At 66.9% G+C, this 26,525-nt stretch carries 29 protein-coding genes; 15 read left to right on the top strand and 14 right to left on the bottom strand.

Features of this window, described 5'->3' with window-relative positions; all coding sequences use genetic code 11:
* The 5 genes from QZ609_RS11440 to QZ609_RS11420 all read left to right on the top strand — a co-directional run.
* A partial coding sequence (locus tag QZ609_RS11440; protein ID WP_295494347.1) for a zinc-binding dehydrogenase occupies positions 1-521 on the top strand: 521 nt, incomplete at its 5' end.
* Positions 522-534: 13 nt separating this feature from the next.
* Positions 535-1,383, top strand: coding sequence for a TauD/TfdA family dioxygenase (locus QZ609_RS11435; protein ID WP_295494345.1), 849 nt, complete (start codon positions 535-537; stop codon positions 1,381-1,383).
* Positions 1,384-1,445: 62 nt separating this feature from the next.
* The gene (locus tag QZ609_RS11430; protein WP_295494344.1) at positions 1,446-2,576 is read left to right on the top strand and encodes a porin; all 1,131 of its coding nucleotides are present in this window, start codon (positions 1,446-1,448) and stop codon (positions 2,574-2,576) included.
* A 100-nt stretch (positions 2,577-2,676) separates the two neighbouring features.
* The gene (locus QZ609_RS11425; RefSeq protein WP_295494342.1) at positions 2,677-3,246 is read left to right on the top strand and encodes an alpha/beta fold hydrolase; all 570 of its coding nucleotides are present in this window, start codon (positions 2,677-2,679) and stop codon (positions 3,244-3,246) included.
* A complete protein-coding gene (locus QZ609_RS11420; protein WP_295494340.1) occupies positions 3,233-3,565 on the top strand; it encodes a Rieske 2Fe-2S domain-containing protein in 333 nt (110 codons plus the stop codon). The genes QZ609_RS11425 and QZ609_RS11420 overlap by 14 nt, the downstream gene beginning before the upstream one ends.
* Here the strand turns inward: QZ609_RS11420 and QZ609_RS11415 are convergent.
* Positions 3,562-3,945 (bottom strand): VOC family protein, encoded by a 384-nt coding sequence (locus tag QZ609_RS11415; protein ID WP_295494338.1) that lies wholly within the window; start codon positions 3,943-3,945, stop codon positions 3,562-3,564. The genes QZ609_RS11420 and QZ609_RS11415 overlap by 4 nt on opposite strands.
* Before the next feature lie 89 nt (positions 3,946-4,034).
* Positions 4,035-4,946 (bottom strand): LysR family transcriptional regulator, encoded by a 912-nt coding sequence (locus tag QZ609_RS11410; protein WP_295494337.1) that lies wholly within the window; start codon positions 4,944-4,946, stop codon positions 4,035-4,037.
* 129 nt (positions 4,947-5,075) lie between these two features.
* Here QZ609_RS11410 and QZ609_RS11405 point away from each other — a divergent pair, with 129 nt between their 5' ends.
* Together QZ609_RS11405 and QZ609_RS11400 are read left to right on the top strand one after the other, a co-directional pair.
* Entirely contained in the window at positions 5,076-6,755 is a 1,680-nt protein-coding gene (locus QZ609_RS11405) for a twin-arginine translocation signal domain-containing protein (RefSeq protein WP_295494336.1), read from the top strand.
* 66 nt (positions 6,756-6,821) lie between these two features.
* Complete coding sequence (locus QZ609_RS11400) at positions 6,822-7,256, top strand: PGDYG domain-containing protein (protein WP_295494334.1); 435 nt, start codon at positions 6,822-6,824, stop codon at positions 7,254-7,256.
* Positions 7,257-7,262: 6 nt separating this feature from the next.
* On the opposite strand, the gene QZ609_RS11395 is transcribed toward QZ609_RS11400, so the two are convergent.
* Complete coding sequence (locus QZ609_RS11395) at positions 7,263-8,141, bottom strand: hypothetical protein (protein WP_295494350.1); 879 nt, start codon at positions 8,139-8,141, stop codon at positions 7,263-7,265.
* A gap of 208 nt (positions 8,142-8,349) precedes the next feature.
* Here QZ609_RS11395 and QZ609_RS11390 point away from each other — a divergent pair, with 208 nt between their 5' ends.
* On the top strand, positions 8,350-9,246 hold the full coding sequence (locus QZ609_RS11390) for an oxygenase MpaB family protein (RefSeq protein WP_295494332.1): 897 nt from the start codon (positions 8,350-8,352) through the stop codon (positions 9,244-9,246).
* A gap of 4 nt (positions 9,247-9,250) precedes the next feature.
* Here QZ609_RS11390 and QZ609_RS11385 read toward each other — a convergent pair whose 3' ends face one another.
* Together QZ609_RS11385 and QZ609_RS11380 are read right to left on the bottom strand one after the other, a co-directional pair.
* A complete protein-coding gene (locus QZ609_RS11385) occupies positions 9,251-10,822 on the bottom strand; it encodes an MDR family MFS transporter (RefSeq protein WP_295494331.1) in 1,572 nt (523 codons plus the stop codon).
* A gap of 91 nt (positions 10,823-10,913) precedes the next feature.
* Positions 10,914-11,861 (bottom strand): LysR family transcriptional regulator, encoded by a 948-nt coding sequence (locus tag QZ609_RS11380; protein WP_295494330.1) that lies wholly within the window; start codon positions 11,859-11,861, stop codon positions 10,914-10,916.
* Positions 11,862-11,988: 127 nt separating this feature from the next.
* Here QZ609_RS11380 and QZ609_RS11375 point away from each other — a divergent pair, with 127 nt between their 5' ends.
* Positions 11,989-12,615 (top strand): FMN-dependent NADH-azoreductase, encoded by a 627-nt coding sequence (locus tag QZ609_RS11375; RefSeq protein WP_295494328.1) that lies wholly within the window; start codon positions 11,989-11,991, stop codon positions 12,613-12,615.
* 78 nt (positions 12,616-12,693) lie between these two features.
* Here the strand turns inward: QZ609_RS11375 and QZ609_RS11370 are convergent, their stop codons facing one another.
* Complete coding sequence (locus tag QZ609_RS11370) at positions 12,694-12,840, bottom strand: hypothetical protein (RefSeq protein ID WP_295494327.1); 147 nt, start codon at positions 12,838-12,840, stop codon at positions 12,694-12,696.
* Positions 12,841-13,266: 426 nt separating this feature from the next.
* Here QZ609_RS11370 and QZ609_RS11365 point away from each other — a divergent pair, with 426 nt between their 5' ends.
* A complete protein-coding gene (locus QZ609_RS11365) occupies positions 13,267-13,395 on the top strand; it encodes a hypothetical protein (protein ID WP_295494326.1) in 129 nt (42 codons plus the stop codon).
* A 21-nt stretch (positions 13,396-13,416) separates the two neighbouring features.
* Here the strand turns inward: QZ609_RS11365 and QZ609_RS11360 are convergent, their stop codons facing one another.
* On the bottom strand, positions 13,417-14,466 hold the full coding sequence (locus QZ609_RS11360; protein ID WP_295494325.1) for a hypothetical protein: 1,050 nt from the start codon (positions 14,464-14,466) through the stop codon (positions 13,417-13,419).
* 406 nt (positions 14,467-14,872) lie between these two features.
* On the opposite strand from QZ609_RS11360, the gene QZ609_RS11355 reads away from it, so the two are divergent.
* Both QZ609_RS11355 and QZ609_RS11350 read left to right on the top strand, forming a co-directional pair.
* Positions 14,873-15,211, top strand: coding sequence for a hypothetical protein (locus tag QZ609_RS11355; protein WP_295494324.1), 339 nt, complete (start codon positions 14,873-14,875; stop codon positions 15,209-15,211).
* Between the two features lie 285 nt (positions 15,212-15,496).
* Positions 15,497-15,838, top strand: a complete 342-nt coding sequence (locus QZ609_RS11350) for a DUF1488 family protein (RefSeq protein ID WP_295494323.1) — start codon at positions 15,497-15,499, stop codon at positions 15,836-15,838.
* Between the two features lie 58 nt (positions 15,839-15,896).
* Here QZ609_RS11350 and QZ609_RS11345 read toward each other — a convergent pair whose 3' ends face one another.
* From QZ609_RS11345 to QZ609_RS11335, 3 genes are all read right to left on the bottom strand, one after another.
* A complete protein-coding gene (locus tag QZ609_RS11345) occupies positions 15,897-17,585 on the bottom strand; it encodes an AMP-binding protein (RefSeq protein ID WP_295494322.1) in 1,689 nt (562 codons plus the stop codon).
* A 124-nt stretch (positions 17,586-17,709) separates the two neighbouring features.
* The gene (locus QZ609_RS11340) at positions 17,710-18,219 is read right to left on the bottom strand and encodes a hypothetical protein (RefSeq protein ID WP_295494321.1); all 510 of its coding nucleotides are present in this window, start codon (positions 18,217-18,219) and stop codon (positions 17,710-17,712) included.
* A gap of 134 nt (positions 18,220-18,353) precedes the next feature.
* Positions 18,354-19,238 carry a LysR substrate-binding domain-containing protein gene (locus tag QZ609_RS11335; RefSeq protein ID WP_295494319.1) on the bottom strand — a complete coding sequence of 295 codons (885 nt, stop codon included), beginning with the start codon at positions 19,236-19,238 and terminating at the stop codon, positions 18,354-18,356.
* A gap of 137 nt (positions 19,239-19,375) precedes the next feature.
* On the opposite strand from QZ609_RS11335, the gene QZ609_RS11330 reads away from it, so the two are divergent.
* Complete coding sequence (locus QZ609_RS11330) at positions 19,376-20,134, top strand: sulfite exporter TauE/SafE family protein (RefSeq protein ID WP_295494317.1); 759 nt, start codon at positions 19,376-19,378, stop codon at positions 20,132-20,134.
* 113 nt (positions 20,135-20,247) lie between these two features.
* The gene (locus tag QZ609_RS11325) at positions 20,248-20,439 is read left to right on the top strand and encodes a hypothetical protein (protein ID WP_295494316.1); all 192 of its coding nucleotides are present in this window, start codon (positions 20,248-20,250) and stop codon (positions 20,437-20,439) included.
* Between the two features lie 270 nt (positions 20,440-20,709).
* Here QZ609_RS11325 and QZ609_RS11320 read toward each other — a convergent pair whose 3' ends face one another.
* The 4 genes from QZ609_RS11320 to QZ609_RS11305 all read right to left on the bottom strand — a co-directional run bounded on the left by QZ609_RS11320 (position 20,710) and on the right by QZ609_RS11305 (position 25,288).
* Entirely contained in the window at positions 20,710-21,213 is a 504-nt protein-coding gene (locus tag QZ609_RS11320) for a hypothetical protein (RefSeq protein ID WP_295494315.1), read from the bottom strand.
* 8 nt (positions 21,214-21,221) lie between these two features.
* On the bottom strand, positions 21,222-22,469 hold the full coding sequence (locus QZ609_RS11315) for a sialidase family protein (RefSeq protein WP_295494313.1): 1,248 nt from the start codon (positions 22,467-22,469) through the stop codon (positions 21,222-21,224).
* Positions 22,469-24,802, bottom strand: a complete 2,334-nt coding sequence (locus tag QZ609_RS11310) for a TonB-dependent receptor (protein WP_295494311.1) — start codon at positions 24,800-24,802, stop codon at positions 22,469-22,471. The genes QZ609_RS11315 and QZ609_RS11310 overlap by 1 nt, the downstream gene beginning before the upstream one ends.
* Positions 24,803-24,886: 84 nt before the next feature.
* Complete coding sequence (locus QZ609_RS11305; RefSeq protein ID WP_295494348.1) at positions 24,887-25,288, bottom strand: DUF2946 domain-containing protein; 402 nt, start codon at positions 25,286-25,288, stop codon at positions 24,887-24,889.
* A gap of 165 nt (positions 25,289-25,453) precedes the next feature.
* On the opposite strand from QZ609_RS11305, the gene QZ609_RS11300 reads away from it, so the two are divergent.
* Positions 25,454-26,525 (top strand): hypothetical protein (locus QZ609_RS11300; RefSeq protein ID WP_295494309.1); only part of this gene is annotated, 1,072 nt, incomplete at its 3' end.

Raw genomic sequence — 26,525 nt, 5'->3', positions numbered from 1 at the left:
TCGGCCTGATCGTCTCGCAATGGGCCAAGCTGCTGGGCCTGACCGTGATCGGCACGGTGTCGAGCGAGGCCAAGGCGGCCATCGCCCGCGCGCACGGCTGCGATCACGTCATCAACTACAGCCAGGAAGACGTCGCCAAGCGCGTGCGCGAACTGACCGGCGGCGTGGGCGTCAACGTCGTGTTCGACAGCGTCGGCAAGGACACCTTTGAGACTTCGCTCGACTCACTCAAGCGGCGCGGTTTGATGGTGTGCGTGGGCACCGCCTCGGGCCCGATCCCGCCGTTCAATCCGCAACTGCTGGCGATGAAGGGTTCGCTCTACCTGACGCGTCCCGCATTGGCCGACTACATTGCCGACCCGGCCGAGAAGACCGAGCTGGCCGGCGAGCTGTTCGGCCACGTGGCGGCGGGACGCATCCGAATCGAGATCAACCAGCGCTATGCACTGGAAGACGCCGTACAGGCGCACCGCGACCTGGAATCGCGCAAGACGACGGGCTCGTCCGTCTTCGTGATCTGAGGGGGCGATCGCCATGCGTATCGAACCCCTCACCAACGCGCTCGGCGCGGAGCTGACCGGCGTGCAGCTGGCCGATGCCGTACGCGACGACGGCCTGTTCGCCGAGATCCGGGCCGCGCTGCTCAAGCACCGCGTCGTCTTCCTGCGCGACCAGGACCTCACCCGCGCGCAGCACGTCGCCTTTGCCCACCGCTTTGGCGATCTGGAAGACCACCCGGTGGCGGGCAGCGACCCCGAGCACCCCGGCCTCGTGCGCATCTACAAGACGCCCGACCAGCCCAACGACCGCTATGAGAACTGCTGGCACGCCGACGCCACCTGGCGCGAAGCCCCGCAGTTCGGCGCGGTGCTGCGCTGCGTGGAATGCCCGCCGGTGGGCGGCGACACCATGTGGGCCAACATGGTGCTGGCCTACGAACGGTTGCCCGAGCACGTCAAGGCCGAGATTGCGGACCTGCGCGCGCGCCACAGCATCGAAGCCAGCTTTGGCGCGGCCATGCCGATCGAAAAGCGCCTTGCGCTCAAAGCGCAGTACCCGGACCCTGAGCACCCGGTGGTGCGCACCCACCCCGAGACCGGCGAAAAGATCCTGTACGTGAACGGCTTCACCACCCACTTCACCAACTTCCACACGCCGGCGCGCGTGCGCTACGGGCAAGACGCCAACCCGGGCGCGGCCGACCTGCTGCGCTACCTCGTCAGCCAGGCCTACGTACCGGAATACCAGGTGCGCTGGCGCTGGAAGCCCAACAGCGTGGCGATCTGGGACAACAGCGCGACCCAACACTACGCGGTCATGGATTACGCGCCGTGCCATCGCAAGATGGAGCGCGCGGGAATCATCGGCACGAAACCTTTCTAACGATCCCCTGGGCGCCCAACCGCACCTGGGGACGACAACACCAAAGCAAGAGGAGACCCTGCATGAAGATGAAACACATCGCCGCCGCATCGTTGCTCGCCTGCGCGGGCACGGCCTGGGCACAGTCGAGCGTGACGCTATATGGCGTGCTCGATACCAACATCGAGTACGTCAACAAGATGTCGCCCACCGCCCCCGGCACTCCTGGCTTTCCCGGTGCGGCTGCCAGCAAGATCGATATGAACACGGGCGGCCTGTCCGGCTCGCGATGGGGCTTGCGCGGCGATGAGGACCTGGGCGGCGGCAACAAGGCGCTGTTCGTGCTGGAGAGCGGCTTTGGCGTCAACGACGGCAGGCTGCAGCAAGGCGGCCGGCTGTTCGGGCGCCAGGCCTTCGTCGGGTTGGACACGCGCTTCGGCAAGTTCACCTTCGGGCGCCAGTACACGTCGCTGTTCGAGGCGCTGGCCAACTTCTCGCCCACCGCCTACTCGACGCAGTACGAGCCGATCATCTTCATGACCGGCCTGAACTTCCGCTCGGACAACACCGCGAAATACACCGGCACCTTCGGCCCGGTGACAGCGCTGGCGCACTGGTCGTTCGGCAACGGTGTGTTTGGCGCGGGGCAAGTGCCGGGGCAGTTCAAGCGCGACAGCGGCTACGGTGCAGCCGTGGCCTACGCCGGCGGCCCATTTGGAGCCACCATCGCCTACGACCAGGCCAACCCGTCGATGACCCCGTTTGGCGACACCGGCTACGGCAGTGCCAAGAAGCTGGCCGTGGCCGCCAGCTACACGGTGGGTCCGGCCAAGTTGATTGGCGGCTATCGCTGGGAGAAGGCCACGTACTCCAATGACGCCACCTTCATCCGCGACGACATGTGGTGGGCCGGCGTGAACTACCAGGCCACCCAGGCCCTGGGTCTGACCCTGGCCTACTACTACGACAAGCTCAAGACGCTGCAACTGTCCAAAGCCGGTGCACCGAGCAGCCCGGCCAACCCGTGGCAGGTCAGCTTCATCGCCGACTACAACTTCTCCAAGCGCACCGACGTCTACCTGACCACCGCCTATGCCCGCAACGCCGGCCTGAACTTCGACACCTCGGCCATCGGCTTCGCCAACGGGTACTTCCCGGGCGCGGGCCAGACCAGCATGGTGGGCGCGGCGGTCGGCATCCGTCACAAGTTCTGAGCGCCCGGTTTGCCGAGGCGGGCGTCTCGTGCAGAGCGCCCTGCATCGGTCGGTATTCGAGGAGGGTGACCTCCTCGCTTTTTGTTTCTTCGTCTCCAAGATGCCTGAATCCACTCCCACCTTCCTCATGGTGCCCGGCCTGCGCGATCACGTGCCCGAGCACTGGCAGACGTTGCTGCAGGCCAAGCTGCAGGCACAAGGACACAAGACCGCATCGGTGCCACCGCTGGAGGCCGACAAGCTGAGTTGCGCGGCGCGCGTGGCGGCATTGGACAAGGCGCTGGCCGCCATCGCCGGCCCAGTGATTCTCGTGGCGCATAGCGCCGGCGTGATGATCACCGCGCATTGGGCCAAGCGGCATGCGCGTCAGATCCATGGCGCCCTGCTCGCCACGCCAGCCGATCTGGAAAGGCCGCTGCCGGCCGGGTATCCCGACCACGATGCGATCAAGCGCAACGGCTGGTTGCCCTTTCCGCGCCAGCCGCTGCCGTTTCCGAGCGTTGTCGCGGCCAGCCGCAATGACCCGCTGGCGTCATTCGAGCGCGTGGCCGGCATGGCGGCCGACTGGGGCAGCCGGCTGATCGACCTGGGGGATGTGGGCCACTTGAACCCGGCAGCGGGCTATGGCGAATGGCCCCAGGCGGAGTCGATGATCAATGCACTGCGCTGACGGCCGCCGCGCGATCCCGGTCGCCGCCGTTGACGAACTGGCGCCCGGCCAGCGCAAGCTGGTCTTCGTCGAGGGCCGCGGCATCGTGCTGTTCAACCTCGACGGCACGCTGCGCGCGATCGACAACACGTGCCCGCATCAGGGCGCCTCACTGGCCAGCGGCAAGCTTGCGGGCAGCGTGCTGCAGTGCCCGGCGCACGGCCTGCGCTTCGACCTCATCACCGGCTGCACGCCGGGCGCGGGTGGCTTGTGCCTCAAGACGTTCCCCGTGCACGCGGTGGACGGTCGGCTGGTGCTGACGCTCGACGACACGCCCTAGCCGTTCAAGTCATACGGCCGCGTCATCAGCTCGAGAAAGTGGCCGTCCGGATCGTCGAAATAGAAGCCGCGACCGCCGTTGTGGGTGTAGATCTCGCCGGCGCGGCGCTTGGCGGGGTCGGCCCAATATGGCAGGCCCTTCTCCTGGATGCGCGCGAAGGCGCGGTCGAATTCGGCCTCGCTGATGAGGAAGGCGTAGTGCTGTGTGGCGATCGGCCCATCGCGGTCGAAAAAGTCGAGCGAGACGCCGTTCTCAAGCTGCACGACCAGCATCGGCCCGAACGGGATCGGGCTGGGCAGGTCGAGGAGGTCGCGCAGAAACTGCGCGGACCGCGACTTGTCGCGGCACCACACGATGGTGTGATTCAACTGCACGGTCATATTGCGGCCCTCGTTGCTTGGAGCACATCTGCGCCCCGCCATGGATACACGATAGGCCACGCTGGGTGGCGTGCAAACCGCCGCGCAACTCAGGTGGCGAGCCCGTTCGAGAACGCCTGAGCACCGTCCCGCAAAATCTCCTGCGCCCGCTGCGCAATCGGCGACAGGTAGCCCGCGCGTCGCACGATGCCGATACGGCGCTGCACGCCCTCCAGCGCCAGCGGCCGCACCATCACGTTGTCGGGCAGCGTGCCGGCGCCAATGCTGCCCAGGTTGATCATGCTGATGAGGTGTGTGCGCGAGACGATCAGGATCAGCGCCTGCAGGTTGTCGGCCTCCATCACGATCGACGGCGGCGCCAGACCGCGCGCAACGAAGGCCCGCTCCACCATCGCGCGGGCGAACTCATGCTTGCGCGTGCCTGCCCAGGGGTAGCGCGCGAGTTCATCGAGATCAATCGATGTGCGCGCCGCCAGCGGGTGCTGGCTGTTGAACATCAGATAGCACGGCTCCTCGTAGAGCACTTCGTGCTCCAGCGCGGGATCAATCTTGTCGGGGATCGGGCAGACCGCCAGCTCGACATCCTTGCGGCTGACGGCATCGAGCAGGGTCGCCCCAAACGCGGTGGTGAAGTGGATGCGGGACAGCGGCCGTTCGTTGATCAGCGTCGGCAGCAGCGCGCGCAACGCGAAGTCGGTGGTCGCGGGCGTCACGCCCATGCGCAGCAGGCCGGCGTGCCCGCCGCCCAGGTCGCGCGCCTCCTGGAGGGCGTCGTCCATGTCGCGCGAGACCCGCTGCAGCCGATCACGAAATGCGCGCCCGGCATCGGTCAGCTCCACGCCGCGCGGCGTGCGCGTGACCAGCTGTACACCCACCTTGCGTTCGAGCCGCTGCACGGCCTTGGTCAGCGCCGGCTGCGACACCCCGAGCCGCTGCGCCGCGCCGGTGACGGTGCCGGTCGACACGATCGCCAGGAAATACTCCAGGTCATCGCCAAGCACGGCATTCCTCCAGGTTATTGATATGGCGCTGGAAATTATTTTACTTGATGACGCGCGACGTCGATAGTTGCAGATCGAAGCGCGCCGGAACAGGAAGCGCGCCGCCACCATCGACGCCCAGGAGACACCATGCCGCCCACCCTTTCCCGACGCAAATTCCTGCAGGCCGGCGCCGCGCTGGCCGCCGGCGCCAGCCTGACGTTGCCGGACAATGTATTCGCCACCGAAACCTGGGATGCGGGGGACGTTGTGCACCTGCTGCCGACGGCGAATCACGAACGCCTGTTCCTGAAGGCGTCGTTCCGCAACGCGCTCAGGCAGGCGCCGCGGTTGCAGGTCGGCCACCGCCACGTGACGGGGCACCGGTCCGATACCGATGGGCGTTTCTGGCAATTCGACGTGTCGGGCCTGTCGGCCGATACCACCTATCCGCTGCGACTGGTCGATGCCGCCGGGCGACCGCTGTGCGCCACCTGGCCACTGAAGACCTTCCCACGCCCCGACGCCGCGCCCGACCACGTGCGCCTGCTGGTCTACACCTGCGCCGGCGGGCACCCCGACATGCGCGGCCCCGGTGGCATCGAAGCGTTCCGCTCGCTGGCGATCCGCCACGCGCTGCTCGAGCGCGGCCTGTCGTTCCAGCCCGACGCCGTCATCGCCAACGGCGACCACGTCTACTGGGACCAACGCACCTGGCTCGAGAGCGCCAACCCGAAGATCCGCCAGGCGGCGACGGCGTTCTACCAGAAGATCGGCATGTTCAACACCGCCGAGCCGGTGCTCGGCACCGACAACGAACGCATCCTCAAGACCGCCACCGACCCGCAGATCGCCGAGCTGTACGGCACGCGACTGCGCTCCACGCCGGCGTTCTTCATGATGGATGACCACGACTATTTCGAGAACGACGAGGCCGAGGCGAACTTCGTCACCTTCCCGCCCGACTTTTTCGACATGACGCTCGGGCGCACGGTGCAAGACCTGTACTACCCGGAGTTCCTGCCCGATGCGACGCGCCCGCTGATGCTGCCCGGCACCAACGCCGCCGACCGCGCGCCGCAATTGTCGGAATGCTTTGGCACGCTGCGCTACGGCAAGCTGCTGGAAGTGCTGATGTACGACTGCGGGCGCTACCTCACGCTCAAGGACCGCCACGCTGGCATCGTGCCGCCCGAAGCGGAAGCCTGGCTGCTGGAGCGCACGCGGCAATCGGATGCGCGCCATCTGGTGCACATGCCGTCTACGCCGTTCGGGTGGTCAGCGGGCAAGTGGCGCGAGTGGTATCCCGACCTGGTGGTCTCGGACGAAATGCTCGCCAGCCACGACGACACGGCCTTCCAGCGCTTTGGCGGCGTGCATGGCACGCACCTGCGCCTGAGCACGGAAAAGCAGAAATACATGTGGCAGAGCGGCTGGTTTGCCCAGCACCAGCGCATCGTCAGCGCGATGTCGGCGCAGACGCGGCCGGCGGTGATGATGTCGGGCGACCTGCACGCCACCGGCTGGGACCGCATGCTCAAGAGCGGCGACCTGGACCTGCGCGCCAACCCCGTCAACCTGGTGCTCAACGGCCCGATCGGCACGGGCCTGGCCGGCTGGCCGAGCGGCCCACGTGGCTTGAGCCCGCGCGCGCCCACCGCGCTCACGCTGGAGCGCAACGCTCCGCCGATGGAGAAGAACGGCTTCACCATCGTCGACGTCACGCCCGAAAAGATGGTCTGCCACCTCTTCGCCTGGCGTGAGCCCGATCCGCTGGCGGCCATCGCGAGCCTGGAACCGTATGACGTGCTGGAGATTGCGCGCGGCTGAACGCTGTACCTGAGCAGCGGCGTTTCGCGTACCCTTACGCCCTTCGCCGCTCCACTGCCGCCGCACATGCTTACGCTCGCCAACCTAGACCTGCGCACCGATCCCGCCGCGCGCCGCTTCGTCAAGGATGAAACCGTCACCGTCGCCTTCGCTGCCGAGGCTGGCGAGCTGATGAGCCTGGAAGGCCCCAATCGCTATGCGCCCGGCGATGCGCTCATCACCGGATCAACGGGTGACCGCTGGGTCGTCTCGCGCGAGCGCTTCGACGCGAAATACCTGCCCGCCGATGCCGCGCTCGCGCATGGCCAGCCGGGGCCGTATCGCAATCGGCCGTCGGTGGTGCTGGCCAAGCAGATGGACGCGCCGTTCTCCCTCGCCCGCTCCGCCGCCGGTGATGTGCTGCGCGGCACCGCCGGAGATTGGGTCATGCAATACGCCCCCGGCGACTATGGCGTCGTGCAGGCCCAGCGCTTCGCCAAGGTATACCGCCCGGCGGATTGAGTCCCGCTACTGCGGTTGCGGCGTCTGCTGGCGCTCGACCTCGTGCTGCTTCATCACCATGTAGTCCTGCCGCTCCACTTCGTGCAGCTGGCGCGGATACTGCTCGGTGGCGTTGAACCAGGTGGCGAGGCGCTGCTGCAGGCGCTTGTCCGGCGCGGCGGATAGCGCTTTCAGATACGCATCGATGGCGAGGTAGTAGCGCATGGTGTTGCGCTCAAGCAGGCCGCGCACGCCGCCGATGTACTGCGGCTGCGCCCCTAGCGTGTCAGCCGCGGTCGAGAAACCCACCTTGTCGCTGCCGACGGTGGCCAGATACGTGCTCATGGCCAGCCGGCCGGCGGTACCGTAGCCGTACGCATAGGTGAGGTGCAGGAAGGTGTGGCTGCCGCCAGCAGGAATCCCTTCCAGCACGACGCGGTAGTCCTTCGTGCTGAGCGGGCCGGTGTCGGCACTCAGCTCCACGCGAAAGTACGCTGTGCTGCTCGCAGCAGAGTGGTAGGTGAACTGCAGTGGATACCCGCTGGACAGCGGCTGCTCGACCTTGCGCCCCAGGTTCACGTCGAGCAGGCTGCCGCCCGAGGCACTGGAGGCGTGGCAGTACTTGATGTTCAGGTGCAGGATCAGCACGTCGCACCAGTTGGCCGGCCCCTGCGCTGGGTCATTGAGCGCGCTGTTGACGGCGGCGTAGGGATAGTCGACCACGCCATAGATATCCCCCCTGAGCGTCGTGGGCGTCTCGGTGGATTCGAGCACCAGCGGGCGATGGAACGGGTTGTCGGCCAGTTGCTGGGTCAGGCTCTGGTACTTGTCGCGCAGGGCCTGGGCGCCCTGGGCACTCTCGGCGGCATGGGCCATCGGACTGGCCAAGCACAGCCAGCCCAGCATCCATCCTGCCAACAGCCGCCTGGCGGCCGACGATCGTTGCTTGTTCATCGCGTGCATGGGTCTCTCGTGGATCGCATCCCGCCGCAGACGCGGGGGCGTTGGAGCATTCTAGGCGTGCTGCGAAGGGCATGCGGCAATCGGTCGCCGAGAACACGTGGGCGGCCGGTCGTTAAAATTGAGACATCACGGTCGACGCCCCACCGCCCTCATGCCCTCCCTCCTTTCGCCGCTGCGCAACCGCATCGCCACGCAGATCCGTGGCTTCACGCGCGCCAGCGGTGGCTTGACGCTCGATATCGCCTCGCCGCCGGGCGACCCCGGCCTGTTCGGCCCGGATGCGGTCTGCTGGCAGGTCCACGCCGACTTTCCGGCAATGATGGCGGGCGGCGTCAGCGCGCTCCTGCTGCAGGCGTTGCACCCGCGCGCGCTGGCGGGCGTGTGGGACCACTCCAACTTCCGCGAAGACTTGCAAGGCCGCCTGGGCCGCACCGCGCAGTTCGTGGCCGGCACCACCTACGGCAGCCGGCGCGATGCGCTGGCACTCATTGAACACGTCAAGGACATCCACGGTCGCGTACACGGCATCGCGCCAGATGGCCGCCCCTACTCCGCCAACGATCCGGACCTGCTGACCTGGGTGCACGTGGCCGAGATGTCGAGCTTCCTGGCCGGTTATCTGCGCTATGTGGATGGCAGCCTGAGTGGTGCGCGGCAGGACCAGTATTTTGCAGAGACCGCGCTGGTGGCCGAACTGCTGGGCGCGCGTGACGTACCCAAATCGCGTGCGGCGGTGCAGGCCTATCTGAATGCGATGCGCGCGGAACTGTTGGCAAGCGAGCGCACGCGCGAGGTGGTGGCGGTGCTGATGGCGTGGCAGGCACCGCGGCCGGCGCTGCAACCTGCCGTGCGCATCTTCCTGGATGCGGGCATCCAGCTCTTGCCGCCGTGGGCGCTGCAGATGCTGGCGCTGGAACCGCCGCCGCTGCGCGCGGCCCTCACCGCGGCCGCCATGCGCACGATTGCGCCGACGCTGCGCTGGGCCTTGTATGAGGGCAGCGTGGTGCGTCGGGCGCGCAAGCGGGCGCTGACGCCCGCCGCGTCTTAACGACTCAATCCACGGCCTGCGCGAGCGAGACCTTGCCGCGCAGCGTCTTCTCCTCCAGCCGCACCAGCACCAGCGGTGCGATCACCGACACGGCAGCCGCGAAGAAGAACAGGTGGCGGAACGCGTTCTCCGCCGTGCCTTGCAGTGCGCGCGCATCGGCGCCATTGCTGGCCAGCGCGGCGTGGAACAGGTCCATCAGCAGATCGCCGCCCGAGGCCGTCTGCGCTTGCGGCGCGGCGGCGCGCAGCAGCGCGATCAGCACCGAGGTCAGCACCGCCACGCCCACCGCGCCACCCAGCAGGCGCGAGAACGCGGTCAGCGCCGTCGCCAGGCCCACGTTCTGCGGCGGCACGGCGTTCTGCGTGGCAACCAGCCCGGTCGGGAACTGCACACCAATCGCCAGGCCCAGCACGATCATCGCCAGGGCTTGCGCCCACACATTGTGCGGATCGAGCAGCCCGAGCGAGGCGACAGCGAACGGCACCACGCAGGCGCCGCCCACCATCAGCGGCTTGTAGCGGCCGCTGTGCGTCATCCACTTGCCGGCGATGAAGGCGGCGGTCGGGATCGACAGCGTGAGCGGCACCAGGCGCAGCGCGGCGGCATCGGGGCTGGCACCGGCCACCATCTGGAAGCGCAGCGGCATCAGCACCGAGGTGGCGATCAACTGGAAGAAGCACAGGAACAGCGCCAGGCAGCAGATCGTGACCGTGGGCACGCGGAACATCGACAGCGGAATGATCGGCTCGGCCGCGCGTTTTTCCTGCCAGACGAAGGCGCCCAGCACCAGCACCGCGGCTGCAGCCAAGCCGAGGTTGTCCGGCTGCATGAGCGGCACGCCCTGGCCCACGCGCGTGATCATCAGCAGCAGCGCCGTCAGGCCCACCGCAAACAGCAACACGCCCGGCGCATCGATCGGCCGGCGCTGGTGTGCCACCGGCAGGTGCCGCAGCGTACGGCGCACCACCAGCAGCGCGACGAGCCCCAGCGGCAGGTTGATCCAGAAGATCCAGCGCCACGACAGGTAGTGCGTGAGATAGCCGCCGACGACCGGGCCGGCCAGGCTGGCCATCGCCCACATGCCGCTCACATAACCTTGGTAGCGGCCACGCTCGCGCAGCGGCACCACGTCGGCGATGGTGGCTTGCGCCACCGAGATCAGCCCACCACCGCCCAGGCCCTGCAGCACGCGCGCGACCAGCAGCATCGGCATGCTGGTCGCCAGCGCGCACGCCACCGAGGCCAGCACGAACAGCACGATGGCCGTGGTGAGCATGGCACGGCGGCCGTACAGATCGCTCAGCTTGCCGTAGATGGGCGTGACCACGGTCGAGGCCACCAGATAGGCCGACACCACCCACGCCATCAGCGCAAAGCCGTCGAATTCCCCAGCAATGACGGGTAGCGCCACAGCCACAATCGTTTGCTCCAGCGCGCCCAGCAGGATGGCGAGCATCAGCCCGCCCATCACCACCATCACCGGGATCTCGGCCACCGGTGGCTTGCCGAACGGGTCGACGATCGACGCGATGGCGGGGTCTGGCTGGGGCGGCTCGATGCTGGGGCGGGAAGACATGCGGGACGTGCGCGAGTGCCGCAAGCGGCGTCAGCGCAAAAGGCTGGAGCGAAGCGGTTGATGATACTGCCGATCCGGATTGGTTGCAGCGTCAACGATCGGGCTGGCGGGTAATCTCTTCGTAGCAGCGGCCCAAGCGTTCCGTCAGGTCGGGCAGCTCGTCTGCGAGGAATTCGATGAAGGCGCGCACCGCCGGTACCAGCCCTCGCCGCGACGGAAAGACAGCGTGGAACTGGTGCGCCGGCAGCCTGTGGTTGGGCAGCAGCACGATCAGCCGGCCGTCTCGGATCGGCTCCGCACACAAGTTGAACGGCAGCTGCGCGACCCCAACCCCAGCGATGGCAGTCTGGCCCAGCAGATAGAGATCGTCGGTCACCAGCGCGGGCGTGTATTCGATGTCGACGGCACCCCCTTCCGGGCCGGTCAGGCGCCAGCGCGCCCGCTCGCCGCTGGCCCCGCCGAAGCCGACACCCGCCACGCCGCGCATCGACTCGGCCGTCTCGAACGGACCATGCTCGGCCACAAAGGTGGGGCTCGCCACCAGCACCTGGTCGCTCACGCCAAAACTGCGCACCACCAGGTTGGAGTCTTCCAGCGTCGAGCGCACGCGCAGTGCCACGTCGTAGCCCTCGCCGATCACGTCGACACGGCGGTTGGTGACATCCAGCTCCAGCCGCACCTCGGGCTGCGCGCGCAGAAATTTCGACAGCACCGGGGCAATGAACACGTGTGCCACGCCCACCGGGCAACTCACGCGCAGCCGACCGGAGGGCCTCTCGCCAGCGTGCTCGGCCACCTCGAAGGCCGCGCGCGCGGCCTGCGTCATCGATTCGCAATGCGTGTAGAAGGCCGAGCCGACGTCCGTCACGTGCACCGCCCGCGTGGAGCGCTGCAGCAGCCGCACCCCCAGCCGCGCCTCCAGATCGGCCACGCGCCGGCTCACGCGCGACTTCGGGATCCCCAGCGCCCGCGCGGCGCCAGAGAAGCTGCCGTGCGTCACCACGCTGGCAAACAGGACGAGGTCGTTGAGGTCTTCCATGGCGGCTCTCCGAGGGACATGTGCATTGTCTCACTCATAGAACGATGTGTGTCGATTCGACCCACTACTGGAACTCGCTGCACCGCACTATCTTTCCAGCAACCCACCTTTTTCTTGGAGAGACACCATGCAAGTCCTTCACATCGATTCCAGCATCCTCGGCGACGCATCGGCCTCGCGCATCCTGACCGCCGCCATCGTCGACACGCTGCGCAGCGAAAACCCCGGCGCCACCGTGGTCCGCCGTGACTTGGCCGTGGAAGCCATCCCCCACCTGGACGGCGCCATCGCCGCCGGTTTCCGCGCCACCGGCGCCGACGGCTTCGACGACGCCACCCGCGCCGAACACGCCCGCTCGGAAGCCCTGGTCAACGAACTGCTCGCCAGCGACGTGATCGTGGTCGGCGCGCCGATGTACAACTTCTCGGTGCCTAGCCAGCTCAAGGCCTGGATCGACCGTGTGGCGCAAGCCGGCCGCACGTTCAAGTACTCAGAAACCGGCCCGGTCGGCCTGGCCGGCGGCAAGAAGGTGATCGTCGCCTCCACGCGTGGCGGCATGTATTCGGCCGGCCCGGCCGTGGCGATGGACTTCCAGGAAGCCTACCTGAAGACGGTGTTCGGCTTCTTCGGCATCACCGACGTGCAGTTCGTGCGCGCTGAGCGCCTGGGCATGGGCCCGGACGCACGCACCCAGGCCATGGAAGCCGCCCATGCCGCGATGCGCGATGTGGTGAACCAGGCCGTGGCGGCCTGATCGGCAAAACCGCCGCGCAGGACAAAACGGGCGCCCGCAGGAATGCGGCGCCCGTTTGCTATTGGCGGCGTGAAAAGGTCAATCCTCGCGGTTTTCGCGTGCGTGATGGATGTTTTGCAGTGCACGGCGCGTGCGCAGCTTGCGCCAGACGATCGGCGCGACGATTGCGGTGGCAATCACGCCCGGCACAGCCCAAGCGACGGCGATTTCCAGAATCCTGCTCATGATGCGTTCCCCCGACACATTCCGCCGATGCGCGCGGTTGGGCGTCGCACATCGCTCTAGTCCCCCAGGGCGCTTGGCCCTGATCTCTCTTTATCCCGGCTATCGACGCAGGGCACTCGAACTTGAATGCCTAACGTTTGCCGTTTCCGCTATTTCCCGCCTATCCCGGCGATCTGTCAATAGTTTGACGATAAGTTTGTAGAACACTGTCACCAGTGGATAGCGAGCGTGCCATCGGCTCCCGATTCCGCACGCAAAGGTAACGGCAAATTACGGCGTTCCGGCGCCGGGTGCGGCGGCGGCGGCGCTGGCAGGGGTTTGCCGGCTTTCACGTCACAGTTTTTCTTACAAACCGTAAAGCGCGGTTGCGAGGCCATTCCATACAGTCGAGGCGAGTTCACCGATTCACCTCACTGGAGCCTCGCCATGAAACGCACCCTTGCCCTGCTCGTCCTGGCCGTTGCCGCCGCCTCCGCCCTGGCGGGTTGTGTGGTCGTGCCTGCCGGCGGCTACTACTACCACCCGCACTATTACCACCCGTACTACGGCGGTTGATGGCGGCGGCGCGCGCCGGATTCAGTCGCCGATGTCTGCGGCGCCTGCCTCATCGCCCGGCTCGGAACGCTGGGCGCGCGCCTGCTGGAAGGCCTTGCGTATCAAGGCACCGCATGCAGCGCTGCGCTCATAGGCACGGGGCGCGAGGGTCTCGCGCACGATCATGCCGTAGTGCTGCTTGTCCGCCGCGATCCACGGGTAGAAGCCGAACGCGCCGGGCGAACTGAACGCGCCGTCGCCGCCGGGCTGGTCTTCGATCCAGTAGTTGAGTGCGTAGTGCCACGGCTGCGAAGCCGGTGTGCTGACGGCCGTCGGGCAACTGCCGGGCTCGGTGCAGACGGCATGTTCACCCAGCATCTTGCCGAGCACGTAGTCGCCGTGCATCAGGTGGCGCAGGAAGCGTCCATATGCGGCAGGCGTGGCGACCATGCCGCCGCCCGGCTCCGGTGCGAGATAGTGGATGCCCAACGGCTGGCTCGGGCCGGTCATGCTGGCGGTATGCGTCAGTTCGCGTTCCAGCTCCTGGGAGAGCGCGGCGGCATCGGCGTGGCCGTAGCCCAGGTCGATCAACAGCTTCTGGTCGTGGCCGCCGTTGTAGCTGAAGCGGCCGACATGGGCGGGCGTGAGGGTGTGGTTGCGTCCGCGCGCGAAGCAGCTTTGCACCGTGTCGTAACGATTGCACAGGACCGGGTTGAGCGCGTCGTAACCTGAGCGCATGGTGAGTGCATCGATCGTCGCCGGCGCCAGCTTGCCTTGCTGGCGCTCCACCACATACGTCCCGAACACCCACTTGGAGGCGGAAGCCAGCCGCACCGTCTTTTCGGCATCAATGCGATGGCCCTGCTGCCCATGGATGAGCACGCCGCGAGCATCCCCGATTTCCCAGTAGTAGTCGCCCATGTGCTGGCATGCGCCGGCGTGCTGCAAGGTGGCCAGCACGGCGGCGTGACGCGCGGCCAGTGTCGGCTCCTCGGCGTGCAGCATGGGCGCGGCGGCGAGCAGCACCGCCAGCGCCAGCCCCCGTGACCACGCACGCGACGAGCGCCCGCGCCCGGATTTTCCTGTTTTCATTGATCGCTTCCTGCCTTGCGCCCGACTGCATGCGTTGCCACACAGCACTGCGTGGCGACGCTCCCCGTATTCGTTATCGTTTGCCGTACCGCCTGACGCACCCGGCGGCACGGCGTGTCACTGTAGCGGCACCACCTTGCAAATCCGTTTCAGGTCTCGATTCCCCGGCCCCGTTCAACTGGTGAGATGCCAACCCGCATTTTGCAACAGCCACGCACGCACCCCGCGCGTTTCTGGCGCGCACCAAGCTGGCCAAGCACGTCTACGGCTTCCCCAAAAACCCTCGCAAACGTATGACCACCCCGCGCCCAAAATAAGTGCGGACACCCGTCCACTGCGCAAACCTTTTTGCGGCGAACACATCGCCTACCCGCACGCATAAACCGAATTAGTACAGCGATTCGACATGATCCAAATGGAGGATGCAATTCCCCCGCATATGGGGTATCGCTTCGCGCATGCTGTCCTAGAATGGCCTAAAAGAAAAACAGAATTAAATAAAACTAAATTCGCGCTGGAAAGCACGGAGCGAGCCATGGGATACAACAAGCGGGGAAGTTCGGGCCTATCGGCTCGCATGGGGTGGGAGCGACACGCTGTCGACTGGCAGGTGATTCCCACGCGTCGACGCTTGTTCCAGACCTCGCGGCTGCCGACCAGCCGTATTCCGGTTTTGATGCTGTGGCTGCTCGCCATTTCCGTGGCGATCGGTATCGGTCGCATTTTGATGCACCGATGGTGGTGACCATAACAATATTGAGAATGAGTTGTACGGGGAAGGTTGCAGCGCGGGTTGGCAGCACAGTTACACACCACCGAACTCACAGACCGCATAACGGCACCGAGGGAATCACTATCCTGATCATCAGGATCGAACCGCCATTCGAATGCGCTTCGTATTGGGCATTGGAATCGGATCACTCCCTCGACTCGGTGAAAGCCAAGCTCCCGCAAGTGACCGCAACGCTGCGAAAGCGGCACACGGGGCACCAGCCACCCAGTGGCGGTGCGGGCAAAGAGGGGGAGCATCATGAACATTTCTTTTACCGGAAAGACCTTCAGGTCTGTAGGCGACCTGTTTTTCCAGGCCATCGTTGACGGCAAGGTCGTGAGCTGTTTCGTCACATCCGAAGCGCTGTCGCTGTGCGATTGCGCGCACCAGAAAATCAGTGCCGAAGAGATCTATCGCAACTACCGCGACTGGATCGAACTGGCCGCATCCGACCTCATCCGTGCGGGCGCCCTGGCGCCGGTGATCGTGCGTGGCCGCGACCTGGCAGCTTCGCGTGCGTCACTGCCGCACGGCGGTGTGCCGGCTTACGACCTGGACCGCGCTCGCCAGCTGCGTCTGGTGCCGCGCGCGTCGCGCTGACCTGCTGCAAGCCAATGCGTGCGGCTCTTGATGAGCCGCACCCTGGCTTGGCAGCCGCTCAGTCCGACGGGAAATCGTCCTCCCAAAACTCGTTGGCGTTGCGGCCCGTCTCCGCACGGGTGGCCTCGCGCTGGCGCAGCTCGACGCGCCGGATCTTGCCCGAGATGGTCTTGGGCAAGTCGGCAAACTCGATGCGGCGCACGCGCTTGTATGACGCCAGGCGGTTGCGGCAGAACGCTAGGATGTCGCGTGCCAGCTCGGGCCCGGCCACATGCCCGGCGCGCAGCACCAGGAAGGCCTTCGGCACAGCCAAGCGTACCGGGTCGGGGCTCGGCACCACGGCGGCCTCGGCGATGGCCGGGTGCTCGATCAGCACGCTTTCCAGCTCGAACGGACTGACGCGGTAGTCCGATGCCTTGAACACGTCATCGGCACGGCCGACGTAGGTGAGGTAGCCGCTCGCGTCGCGCGCGGCAATGTCGGAGGTGTGGTACACGCCGCCGCGCATGGCCTCGGCGGTCTTGTCGGCGTTACCGGCGTAGCCCTCCATTAGGGCGAGTGGGTGTGGATTCAATTCGATGCAGATCTCGCCCTCTTCCGCCACCTTGCCGTCGGGGTCACGCAGGGTGATGCGGTAGCCCGGCAGCGGCCGCCCCATCGAACCCGGCTGGACCGCTTGGCCGGGGCTGTTGCCGACCTGGGCCGTGGTCTCGGTCTGGCCGTAGCCGTCGCGGATGGTGATGCCCCACGCCGCGCGCGCGCGCTCGATCACCTCGGGGTTGAGGGGTTCGCCGGCGCCCACCAGCTCGCGCAAGGCGGGCTTCCAGGCGGCCAGGTCTTCCTGGATCAGCATGCGCCACACCGTGGGCGGGGCGCATAGCGTGGTCACCTCGGCGCGGCACAGCACGTCGAGCACCGCGCGGGCCTCGAAGCGCGCGTAGTTGTAGATGAACACGGTTGCACCGGCATTCCACGGTGCGAAGAAGCAACTCCACGCGTGCTTGGCCCAGCCGGGCGAGCTGATGTTCCAATGCACGTCACCGGGGCGCAGGCCGATCCAGTACAGCGTGGACAGGTGCCCGACCGGATAGCTCGCATGCGTGTGCACCACCAGCTTGGGCCGCGAGGTGGTGCCGGAGGTGAAGTACAGCAGCAGCGGATCGCTCGCGCTGGTGGGGGCGTCGGGCGTGAATTCGCCCGATGCGGCATAGGCGTCTTCAAAGCGGTGCCAACCGGCGGGGCCCTTGTCCGCGCCGACCACGATGCGCGTGAAATTGCCTGACACCGTGTCCAGCTTGGCGCAATCACCCGCACCCGCCACCACGTGCCGTACCTCGCCCATGGCGATACGCTCGCGCAGGTCGTCGGCCGTGAGCAGCGTGGTGGCGGGGATGATGACCGCGCCCAGCTTCATGCAGGCGAGCATCACGTCCCACAGCGGCGGCACGTTGCCGAGCATGAGCAGCACATGATCGCCGCGCTGCACGCCCAGCGCGCGCAGGTGGTTGGCCACCCGTGCGGAACGCTCGGCCATCTGCGCGAACGACAGGCGTGTCTCGTTGCCCTGGTCGTCGAGCACCCATAGCGCGACAGCGTCGTTGCCGCGGGCCATGGTGTCGAAATAGTCGAGTGCCCAGTTGAAGCGGTCCAGCGCCGGCCATGCGAAGTCGCGCACGGCGGTGTCGTAGTCCTCCCGGTGCGTGAGCAGAAAATCGCGGCACTGGAGGAATGCTTCCAACGATGTCATGCCTTGTCTCCGGTGATTTGACTGCACGCGCCTCGTCGGGCGCTGGAAGACCGCAACCGCACCTGCACTACGTCTTATAGAAGGATTTCAGCCGCCAGACCAGCCCGGAAACACCCGGGCGCACTCATTGCGAGTGCGGCGGAACACGCAGCGAACGGCCGCCGCCCAGGCTCAGCCATGCCCAGGTCGAGGCCGCGGCAACCACGCCCAGCGTGGCGACCCACTGCGCGCTCACCAAGGCCAGTTCGGCCGCACCTGACAGCTCGGACAGCATGGGCGGCCAGAGCGGTTCGAGCCAGCCATCCGCCCCGAGCCACGCGCCGCGGCCGGTGCCCGTCGCCAGCTCGACCGCCAGCAGCGCCGCGTTGGTGGCCGCAAAGGCCATGCCGCTATGCGCCAGCACGCGGCTGAACACCGGCAGTTCGTACAGGGGCTTGAGATATTGGATGTGGCGCGTGAGCGACCACGCGCAGACGGCCAGCAGTGCAACGCTGACGGCCACCATCGGCGCCGGGCAGCGCAGGCACACCCCCATGGCGATCCAAGCGAGCGCGTTGATCTCGTGGCGCCGATAGATGCGCAGCGCGCGCGCAGCGTGCAGCAGGCCAATCGGGGGAACACCGGCGGAAGCCATATGCGCTCCATCAACGGATGTGGGTGCGTCACCGCACATCAGCGGGGCCGCAACTGCTTGCAGTGTACTGGTGACCCACTGGCCACGCGAGCGCTATCCGCCCGTTTCAATCGAACGGCGGAGCGATGTCAGCCTCACGCCTCGCGCAAATGCTCGATCAACTGGCGCGCATAGACCGGCAGCTCATCGAAACGCCGCACGCAGATGCGCAGCAGGCGCGTCGCCCACGCATCGGTCAGGCGCACGCGGCGGATCGCCATCGAGCGCTGCAGGCGGATCGCCGCATGTTCGGGGATCACGCCCACGCCCACGTTGCGCTCGACCATCCGGCACACCGCGTCGAAGCTGCGCAGCCGCACGCGGTATTTGAGACGATGCCCGGCGCGCGCGGCGTGGCCGGCCAGGTAGGCCTGCAGTGCGTTGTCGCCGGTCAAGCCAACGAAGTCTTCCTGCAACGCGTCGACAAAGGCGATCTCGCGCCGCGCCGCCAGCGGATGGTCGCGCGCGGTCACCAGCACCAGGCGGTCGTGGCGAAACGGGAAGGTCTCCAGCCCCGAGAGATCGTCTGCGTCGTTGACGATGCCGATGTCCGCCCGCCCCTGCGCCACCGCCTCGACGATCTCGTAGCTGACCAGCTCTTCCAGGTCGATATCGACCTCGGGGTGCGCGGCCAGGAAGGCGCTCAGCGTCTCGGGCAGGAACTCCGTCATGGCGGCGGTGTTGGACAGCAGGCGCACGTAGCCCTTGAGCCCGCGCGCGTATTCGCCCAGCTCGCCGCGCATGCGCTCCATCTGCTGCAGCACGACGCGCGCGTGGTGCGCCAGGGTGCGACCGGCGGCGGTGGTTTCCACGCCGCGCCGGTTGCGGCTCAGCAGCGGCACGCCCAGCGCCGCTTCCATGCCGCGGATGCGCGCGCTGGCCGAGGCGAGCGTCAGGTGCGTGCGCTCGGCGCCGGCCGTGATGCTGCCGGCCTCGGCGGTATGCAGGAATAGACGCAGGTCGATCAGGTCAAAACGCACGGCAAGGTCGGCACGGCAGGCTCGTTGGCGGGGTGGGTCGAGCCTCAGCTTCAGCCTGAGGCTGGGTCAATGTATCGCAGATTGCGACGTGCCCGCCAGTGGCCGACACTGAGGCACCTTCAATCCAAACGCCCCCAATGGAATCCGCCACGCTGCTGCTGTTCGGCGCGGGCCTGCTCGCCGGCACCATGAATGCGCTGGCCGGCGGCGGCTCGTTTGTCACCCTGCCCGCGCTCATGTTCACGGGCGTGCCGTCGGTCTTTGCCAATGCATCGAGCACGGTCGCACTGCTGCCCGGTGCAGCCACCTCGGCCTGGGCCTACCGGCACGACTATCGCGGCTTCGAGCAGGTATCGATGCGCGCGATGGTGGCGGTGAGCCTGACCGGCGGACTGGCTGGCGCGCTACTGCTGATGAACACACCCACGCGGGCGTTCGACTTCATCGTGCCGTGGCTGCTGCTGATCGGCTCGCTGGCATTTACGTTTGGTAAACAGGCGGGTGCCTGGCTGCGCCAGCGCATGCACATCGGCCGCACCACGTTGCTGGTCGCGCAGGGCGTGCTGGCGGTGTACGGCGGCTACTTTGGTGGCGCGGTCGGCATCATGATGATGGCGGTGTGGGCACTGTTCGGCCATGACGACCTGCGCGCGCTCAACGCCTCGCGCACGCTGCTGGTGGGCGCGACCAACCTCGTCGCCGTACTGTGCTTTGCCGCCGCGAAGATGGTCTGGTGGCCGCAGACGCTGGTGATGCTGGTGGCCGCCGCATTGGGCGGCTACCTCGGTGCGCAACTCGCGCAGCGCCTGCCGGTTCCGGTGGTGCGGGCGTTGATCTCGACGTTTGGCTTTGCGATGACGGCGCTGCTGTTCTGGCGCGCGTGGTCGCATGCGTGAGGAGAAGCGCTATGCCCCATACGCACTCGCCCCATCCCGCCCCGATTGCCTCGCGTTACAGTCGAGCCCCAACGTTTGCGCGTGGGGCGCATCGCCCTGCGCCACGCAGCACCGTGCTTCCTGACCACACGGCAGCGGCGCCGGATCGCCTCAACGCGCAAACCGTGTTCTATATCGCGCGCGGCATCGCGGTGCTCCTCGCTGCGGCTGCCATCGGCATCGGCGCCGTGCTGGAAGACACGCACGCGTTGTCGCCCGCGCCATACCTTCCATACCCCTCTTCGCCGCAAGCGACAGCGCACTGAACGTGCGCCATCATTCGCGCCCCGAGTCCGAAGCAACCAAAGAAAAAGCCCGCGGGCCGGGGGGCGAGCGGGCTTAACATCTTCAGCCTTTGACGACGAAAGATGGTCGGGTGTGCTTTGTGAATGAGCATGCGCCGGAATTCACAAAGCGAAGCCATTATAAAAAGGACCTCGCCCCCGCCATACCCCAACGACGAGGGGGGTCCACATCGCATTGGATTAGCGTCTGTTCACATACGGAACGTCGACGCAATCCTGCATGAACACCTGTTAATGCAGGATCGGCGCGAACGCCGCATCCAGCGCCTGCGGTGTCAGCAGCCCGCTCGATGCACGTCGCGCGCCATCAGGGCCGATGAACAGTGTGCGCGGTGTCTCGCCCTGCCAGCCGGGGTCGAGCGCGGCGCGCAAACGTTCCGGCATGGCTTCCGCATTGACGTACTGCGCCACATGCGCCAGACCGACCTTAGGGTCGCGCGCCAGCGGCGCCAACGCACGCGCCAACGTATCAGCCTGATCGGGGCTATCCATCGAGATCATGATCACGTCGACCGGCAGCTTGTGGGCGCGGCGCCACTGCACGATGCGCGCCGTATTTTCGTGGCAATAGCTGCAATCGAGCGACCAGATCTCGACGATGAGCACATGCGCGCGCGGCCCATTCAGCAGCGCATGCGCATCCTTGGCGAGCAGCGGCTTGAACTGCAACGCCTCCGCCGCCGAGGCGCCCAGCAGCCAGCCGGCGGCCAGCGCCGCACACAGGAGCCTGGTCACGCGCGCGTTCATGACTGGCCTCCCGATGCAGCGTGCGTGATGTCGATCAGCCGATAGCCGTTGGCCTGCGTGCGCCATGACAGATAGACACGGCCATCGCGCGCGAGCAGTTGCGGATGGTCGCTGCCGCCATCGGTGCGGGCGACACTGGCAGGCTCGCTCCAGTGCGCGCCGCCGTCGGTCGATTTGCGCAGCAGGATCTGCATGCGATCGTCGGCAAACTGCTTCCACACCAACCACAGCGCACCATCGGCCGCCAGCAGCGCCGGGTGCGACGCCTGCGCACCGACTTGCGGCGATCCCGCAAAGGCCCAGGCCGTGCCGATCGGTTTGCCGTCGGTAGAAAGGCGGCTATAGAAAAGGCCCGGCTTGTCCTGCATCACCGAGAACCACGCCATGTGGCGCACGCCGTCGGGCGCGACGGCCAGCGCCGGACCGTGGTGCGGACACGCATCGACACGCCATTCGGAGAAGGTCGCGCGCGTGACCGTCGGCGCCGTGTGATCGACCGGCAGTGTCGTCACCGCATGGTCGCGGATCTGCCCGGCGAAGACGTTGCGCCACAGCGCGAGCATGTGGCCGTCGGCATCCGGCGCCAGCGCGATGCGGCAGCATTCGCACACCTGGTCCTGCACCTTGCGCTCGGGCGCGAAGGTGGCGCCACGGTCGGTCGAGACGGTGTAGTAGACCGCCGCGCCGTCGTACGGCTGCTTGGCGGCCTGCGCGCGCAGCAGGTCGCGCTTGTCGATCCACGTCATGAAGATGCGGCCTGCGCCGTCCACGGCAATCGAATCGAAGCGATGCGTGATCGGCTGGCGATCATGATGGACGGTGACGGGCGCGCTCCACGTCTTGCCGCCGTCGAGCGAGCGCGAGAAGCGCACGAAGCCCGTGTATGGCGCGTCGAGCGGGCGCGACCAGCTCACGTACAGCGCGCCGTCCGGGCTGGCGACCACCTTCGGGCGATTTTCGCCGTCGGTGTAGATCGGCTCGGGCTGCGGATTGATGCGTTGCGGCTTGGACAGGGTCTTGCCGAGATCGTCCGACGACGCGATCACTACGTGCTGCCCTTCGGCCCATGTCACCCACAGATGGCCGGCCTGGTCGAACGCCGCGGTGGTGGCGAGCTGCGGTTTGGCAGCGGTCTTGCCGGCCATGGCACCGTGCTCGTGCCCTTCGTGCGCGATGGAGGCCGTCGCGGCCAGAGCCAGCAGCAGCCCTGCGGCCCATCGTGAAAGCGGGGGAATCGCGTGCATCACAGACGCCATTTCAGTTGCCCATAGAAGGTGCGCGACGGATACGGGTGGTAGACGAAGTACCGCCGGTCGGTCAGGTTGTCGACGCCGAGCGCCACCGTAAAGTGCTTGTCGATGCGATAGCTCGCCTTCAGGTCCACAGTGAAGAAGCGGCTGGTGCCGCCGTAGACATTGGGCAGCACATCGGTGTTGTCGAGCGTGCCGTATTGCCGTCCGGAGTAGCGTACACCCGCGCCCACGGTCCAGTCCGGCGTGGCATGCCAGCTCGCGAACAGATTGGCGCGCACACGCGGCATGCGCGGCCAGGTCTTGTCGACGTAGGTGGGGTTGGCGGCATCGGCCAGCGTCTTGGCTTGCGTGAAGGCGACGTTGGCTTCGATGTCGACGCCGCGCACACCCACATCGCGCGCCACGTCCTGCCCGGAATACGCCAACTCGATGCCGCGCGTGCGCACGCGGTCGACGTTCTGCACGTTGGTCACGTTGGGCGTGACGGTGATGTTGGTCTGCGAGTAGATGCTGTCGCGGATGTCGCTCTGGAACAGGCTCGTGCGCAGCATGCCGTAGGGCACCGCTTGCTCGACGGTGAAGTCGAGGTCGTTGGCGCGCTCGGGCTTGAGGTTCGGGTCGTTGTTGACGATGGTGTTGCCGCTGATGGTGCCCTGGAACAGCTCGGCCACGGTCGGGAAGCGCACCGCACGGCCATACGACAGGCGCAGCAGCGTGTCTTGCGTGGCCTGCCACTGCAGCGCGGCCTTGGGCGAGAAGGCGTCTTCCGTGCGGCTGGCATAGCCGAGCGTGGTGGTGCCCGCAGTTGTGCCACTCGCGAGCTGGCCGTTGTAGGCGCGCCAGTTCTCGTAGCGCAGGCCCAGCGTGGCCAGCCAGCGCGGCGCGAAGGCCCAGGCGTCCTGCAGGAAGACGGCCTGCGTCTGTGTGTCACCCTGGTAGGCCGACTTCAGCGTCGAGAGCGTCTCCGCAGACCAGTTGGTCGCGTTGAAGGTCTGGTTGCGCAGGTGGTACTGGTCGTAGTGGTAGCCGGTGGTGAAGGTGTGGCCGGACACCGTGGGCGAGACCGCCTTCAGATCGAAGTTGGACCAGCCCGTGCCATCGCCGTAGAACACCGTGCCGGGGCCGCTGCCGGCGGCCGTGTTGGACGCGCGCAGGATGTCGCGCGTGACGTTGTAGGCCGAGGCGTTGGCGTCGATCTTCCAGTCACCCAGTTTGCCCTTGACGCCCAGGCCATAGAGCCAGTTTTCCTGGTCGCCGTTCTGCGGGGCGAAGGCGTTCTGGGCGATGGTGGTCGGCGTGCCGTTGATGCGGACGTTGCCGCCCGTGACCACGTTGCCGGCAGCATCGCGCAGGAAGCTCTGGGCCTGGTCGCTGTAGTGGTTCTCCCAGTGGCCGAGCGTGAGGGAGGCCTCCAGCCGGTCGCTGAAAACGTAGCCCATGCGCACGGTTTCCTGCAGCTGCTGCGTGCGCTCGAGCATCTGGGGCCCGAGGATCACGCGCGGCTGGCCGTTGGGGCCGGTGTCCTGCACGGCGCCCGTCACCGGCACGGGGGCGGCGCCCGGGGTGAAGCGCGAATTGGGCGTGGCGTACTGCATCGGCTGGCTGTCATTCTCCAGCCGGTCGACGGACAAGGCGTACCAGAACTTGCCGATGCGGTCGCCCAGCGACGCGCTCTCATGATTGCCGGTGACGTTGCGCGAGAAGCCATACGCATCGTTGTAGTGCTGGCGCATCACCTGGGTCTGCGCGGCGGCCTCGAAGGTCTCGGGCTTGCGCAACGTCATGGCGATGGTCGTGCCCATCGAGTTGCCCGGATAGAGCGCCGAGAACGGCCCGTACAGGATATCGACGCGCGCCAGGTCGTCCGGCCCGACCATCGACCAGCGCGGCGGATAGGTGTAGCTGGAGCCGAGCAAGTTCGAGAGCAGGATCCCGTCGGCGTACAGCAGGCCGCGCGCGCTCTGGATCTCGTTAAAATCGCGGCCGGCGAAGATCGAGTTGCGGTCCCCGATGAAGCGGCGGCGCACCATCACGTTGGGCTGGTACTTGACCGCGTCTTCGGTGGTGACGATGTTGCGGTCGGCCAGCTGATCGGCGGTCACGGTCTGCACCACGGCGGGCGTGTCGCGGGCGAACGGCGGCGGCGCGATGGTGGCATGCACCTCGGTCGCTGCGAGTTCATGGATGGCGGGGGCCGACGCAGATTCGTCGGCGGCAAAGGCGTGGTGAGGCGTGGCGGCGCCTAAGGTGCTCAGGACGAGCACGGCACGGCACACCAGCGTGCGCTTCGGCAGGGCAGCCGCAGCGCGCTTGGACAACAGCATGGGAAGGATCTCCGGATTGCGATGGCGCCGGCCACAGGCACGGCCAGGCGCAAATACGCCGCAGAGATCACCTCCGCGAGCGTGTCAGATCAGCAAAGCCGGAGCGGCAGGCGGCGCGCGCGACTCGGCCACCCGCAGCGCACTGCGCGCGTACACGGGTGCCGGGCTGGCCAGCGGCCGCACGCGGTAGACGAAGTGGGCGGAAGGAACATCCAGCGCCGGCGGCGAGGCCAGCGCAAACCCGGCAGCAAACCCCGGGCAATACAGGCAGTGCGCCACGCTGTGGTGGGCGGCCGAATCATCAGCAGAACCCTCGCCCTGCAGATCGATGGCGACCTGCACCGTACTGCCATGCGGCGCCGTCGCGCTGCACAGGTCGACGGCGAGCGTTCCGTTCTGCGCTGCGCGGGCAGAAGCGAGCACCGGCGACAGTACGTTCAGTACGATCGCAAGCCAGACGAGGGAGAGCCAGCGGCGAGAGAACATGGACACGATGGGAAGCCGGAGGAGTATAGCGCGTCACATGGTTCAGCCGTTTGCCTGCGGCATACTGCCGCGTAACCCCAGATCGGGTCGCAATCCGAGCCGAATTAGCCTTAATTATTGGATTGGCTATAATTTATACCGCATTCCATAATCGAGTCTAAAACGATGGCTTCCACGGATTCCGACACTGACGCCGGCCGCTTCAGCTTCCACCGGCAAGACCTCGCCCACACGCTGTGCGACAGCCTGGAGGGCAAGGGCCTGGCCGATGCGCGCTCCGGCCTCTTCCTGGCCGCCCCCCGGCGCACCGGCAAGAGCACCTTCCTGCGCGAAGACCTGGTGCCCGAAGTCGAGCGCCGCAAGTGGATCGCCATCTACGTGGATCTATGGGCCGATCGCGCCCGCGACCCCGGCCTGCTGATCGCCGATGCCATCAAGTCCAAGCTGGCCGAATTCGATGGGCTGATCGCCAAGCTGGCGAAATCCGCCGGCATGGAGAAGGTCGACGTGCTGCGCACCTTCACCTTCAACCTCGGCAAGATCGGGCTGCCGCCCGGCATCACCCTGGCCGATGCGCTGGATGTGCTGTACAAGGCGGTGCAGCGCCCCATCGTGCTGATCATCGACGAAGCGCAGCACGCGCTGACCACCGAGGCCGGCACCAACGCCATGTTCGCGCTCAAGGCCGCGCGCGACCAGATGAACCAGGGCGTGGATGCGCCTCGCCTGTTCCTGGTCTTCACGGGCTCGAATCGCGACAAGCTCGCCAACCTGCTGCTCAACCGCACACAGCCCTTCTTCGGCTCGCGCGTGACCAACTTCCCGTTGCTTGGCCGTGCTTATGTGGCGGCGTACACCGCGTGGGTCAACCAGCACCTGGCGCCCGACAACCAGTTCAAGGAAGACGACATATTCGCCGCCTTCCAGCTGGTCGGGCACCGGCCCGAGATGCTCAAGGGCATCGTCAGCGAGATCGCGCTGGAGCTGGGCGAGGCCGCCAACATGGGCGACCTGCTCACGCGCGGCGCGCAGGGCTGGCGCGACCGCATCTGGGGCGAGATCGAGAGCGAGTACAGCGCGCTGACCGAGATCCAGCGCGCCGTGCTGGCGGTGCTGATCGAGCGCGGGCAGGCGTATTCGCCGTTCTCGGAAGACTCGATGAAGGCCTATGCGGCGCGCCTGGGCCACAGCGAATTTTCCACCGCCACGGTGCAGGCCGCGCTCGACGCGCTGCGCG

It is taken from the genome of uncultured Ralstonia sp. (genome assembly GCA_913056305.1).
Taxonomy (GTDB): domain Bacteria; phylum Pseudomonadota; class Gammaproteobacteria; order Burkholderiales; family Burkholderiaceae; genus Ralstonia.
The sequence above is the reverse complement of the archived record's forward strand: the minus strand, read 5'-3'. Positions and strand labels throughout refer to the sequence as shown.

Bases quoted from the DNA above. Each gene is read 5' to 3' on its own strand.
- QZ609_RS11435 (WP_295494345.1), top strand. From the start codon at position 535: ATGCGTATCGAACCCCTCACCAACGCGCTCGGCGCGGAGCTGACCGGC.
- QZ609_RS11430 (WP_295494344.1), top strand. From the start codon at position 1,446: ATGAAGATGAAACACATCGCCGCCGCATCGTTGCTCGCCTGCGCGGGC.
- QZ609_RS11425 (WP_295494342.1), top strand. From the start codon at position 2,677: ATGCCTGAATCCACTCCCACCTTCCTCATGGTGCCCGGCCTGCGCGAT.
- QZ609_RS11420 (WP_295494340.1), top strand. From the start codon at position 3,233: ATGCACTGCGCTGACGGCCGCCGCGCGATCCCGGTCGCCGCCGTTGAC.
- QZ609_RS11415 (WP_295494338.1), bottom strand. From the start codon at position 3,945: ATGACCGTGCAGTTGAATCACACCATCGTGTGGTGCCGCGACAAGTCG.
- QZ609_RS11405 (WP_295494336.1), top strand. From the start codon at position 5,076: ATGCCGCCCACCCTTTCCCGACGCAAATTCCTGCAGGCCGGCGCCGCG.
- QZ609_RS11400 (WP_295494334.1), top strand. From the start codon at position 6,822: ATGCTTACGCTCGCCAACCTAGACCTGCGCACCGATCCCGCCGCGCGC.
- QZ609_RS11395 (WP_295494350.1), bottom strand. From the start codon at position 8,141: ATGCTGGGCTGGCTGTGCTTGGCCAGTCCGATGGCCCATGCCGCCGAG.
- QZ609_RS11390 (WP_295494332.1), top strand. From the start codon at position 8,350: ATGCCCTCCCTCCTTTCGCCGCTGCGCAACCGCATCGCCACGCAGATC.
- QZ609_RS11385 (WP_295494331.1), bottom strand. From the start codon at position 10,822: ATGTCTTCCCGCCCCAGCATCGAGCCGCCCCAGCCAGACCCCGCCATC.
- QZ609_RS11380 (WP_295494330.1), bottom strand. From the start codon at position 11,861: ATGGAAGACCTCAACGACCTCGTCCTGTTTGCCAGCGTGGTGACGCAC.
- QZ609_RS11375 (WP_295494328.1), top strand. From the start codon at position 11,989: ATGCAAGTCCTTCACATCGATTCCAGCATCCTCGGCGACGCATCGGCC.
- QZ609_RS11370 (WP_295494327.1), bottom strand. From the start codon at position 12,840: ATGAGCAGGATTCTGGAAATCGCCGTCGCTTGGGCTGTGCCGGGCGTG.
- QZ609_RS11365 (WP_295494326.1), top strand. From the start codon at position 13,267: ATGAAACGCACCCTTGCCCTGCTCGTCCTGGCCGTTGCCGCCGCCTCC.
- QZ609_RS11360 (WP_295494325.1), bottom strand. From the start codon at position 14,466: ATGAAAACAGGAAAATCCGGGCGCGGGCGCTCGTCGCGTGCGTGGTCA.
- QZ609_RS11355 (WP_295494324.1), top strand. From the start codon at position 14,873: ATGATCCAAATGGAGGATGCAATTCCCCCGCATATGGGGTATCGCTTC.
- QZ609_RS11350 (WP_295494323.1), top strand. From the start codon at position 15,497: ATGAACATTTCTTTTACCGGAAAGACCTTCAGGTCTGTAGGCGACCTG.
- QZ609_RS11345 (WP_295494322.1), bottom strand. From the start codon at position 17,585: ATGACATCGTTGGAAGCATTCCTCCAGTGCCGCGATTTTCTGCTCACG.
- QZ609_RS11340 (WP_295494321.1), bottom strand. From the start codon at position 18,219: ATGGCTTCCGCCGGTGTTCCCCCGATTGGCCTGCTGCACGCTGCGCGC.
- QZ609_RS11330 (WP_295494317.1), top strand. From the start codon at position 19,376: ATGGAATCCGCCACGCTGCTGCTGTTCGGCGCGGGCCTGCTCGCCGGC.
- QZ609_RS11315 (WP_295494313.1), bottom strand. From the start codon at position 22,469: ATGCACGCGATTCCCCCGCTTTCACGATGGGCCGCAGGGCTGCTGCTG.
- QZ609_RS11310 (WP_295494311.1), bottom strand. From the start codon at position 24,802: ATGCTGTTGTCCAAGCGCGCTGCGGCTGCCCTGCCGAAGCGCACGCTG.
- QZ609_RS11305 (WP_295494348.1), bottom strand. From the start codon at position 25,288: ATGTTCTCTCGCCGCTGGCTCTCCCTCGTCTGGCTTGCGATCGTACTG.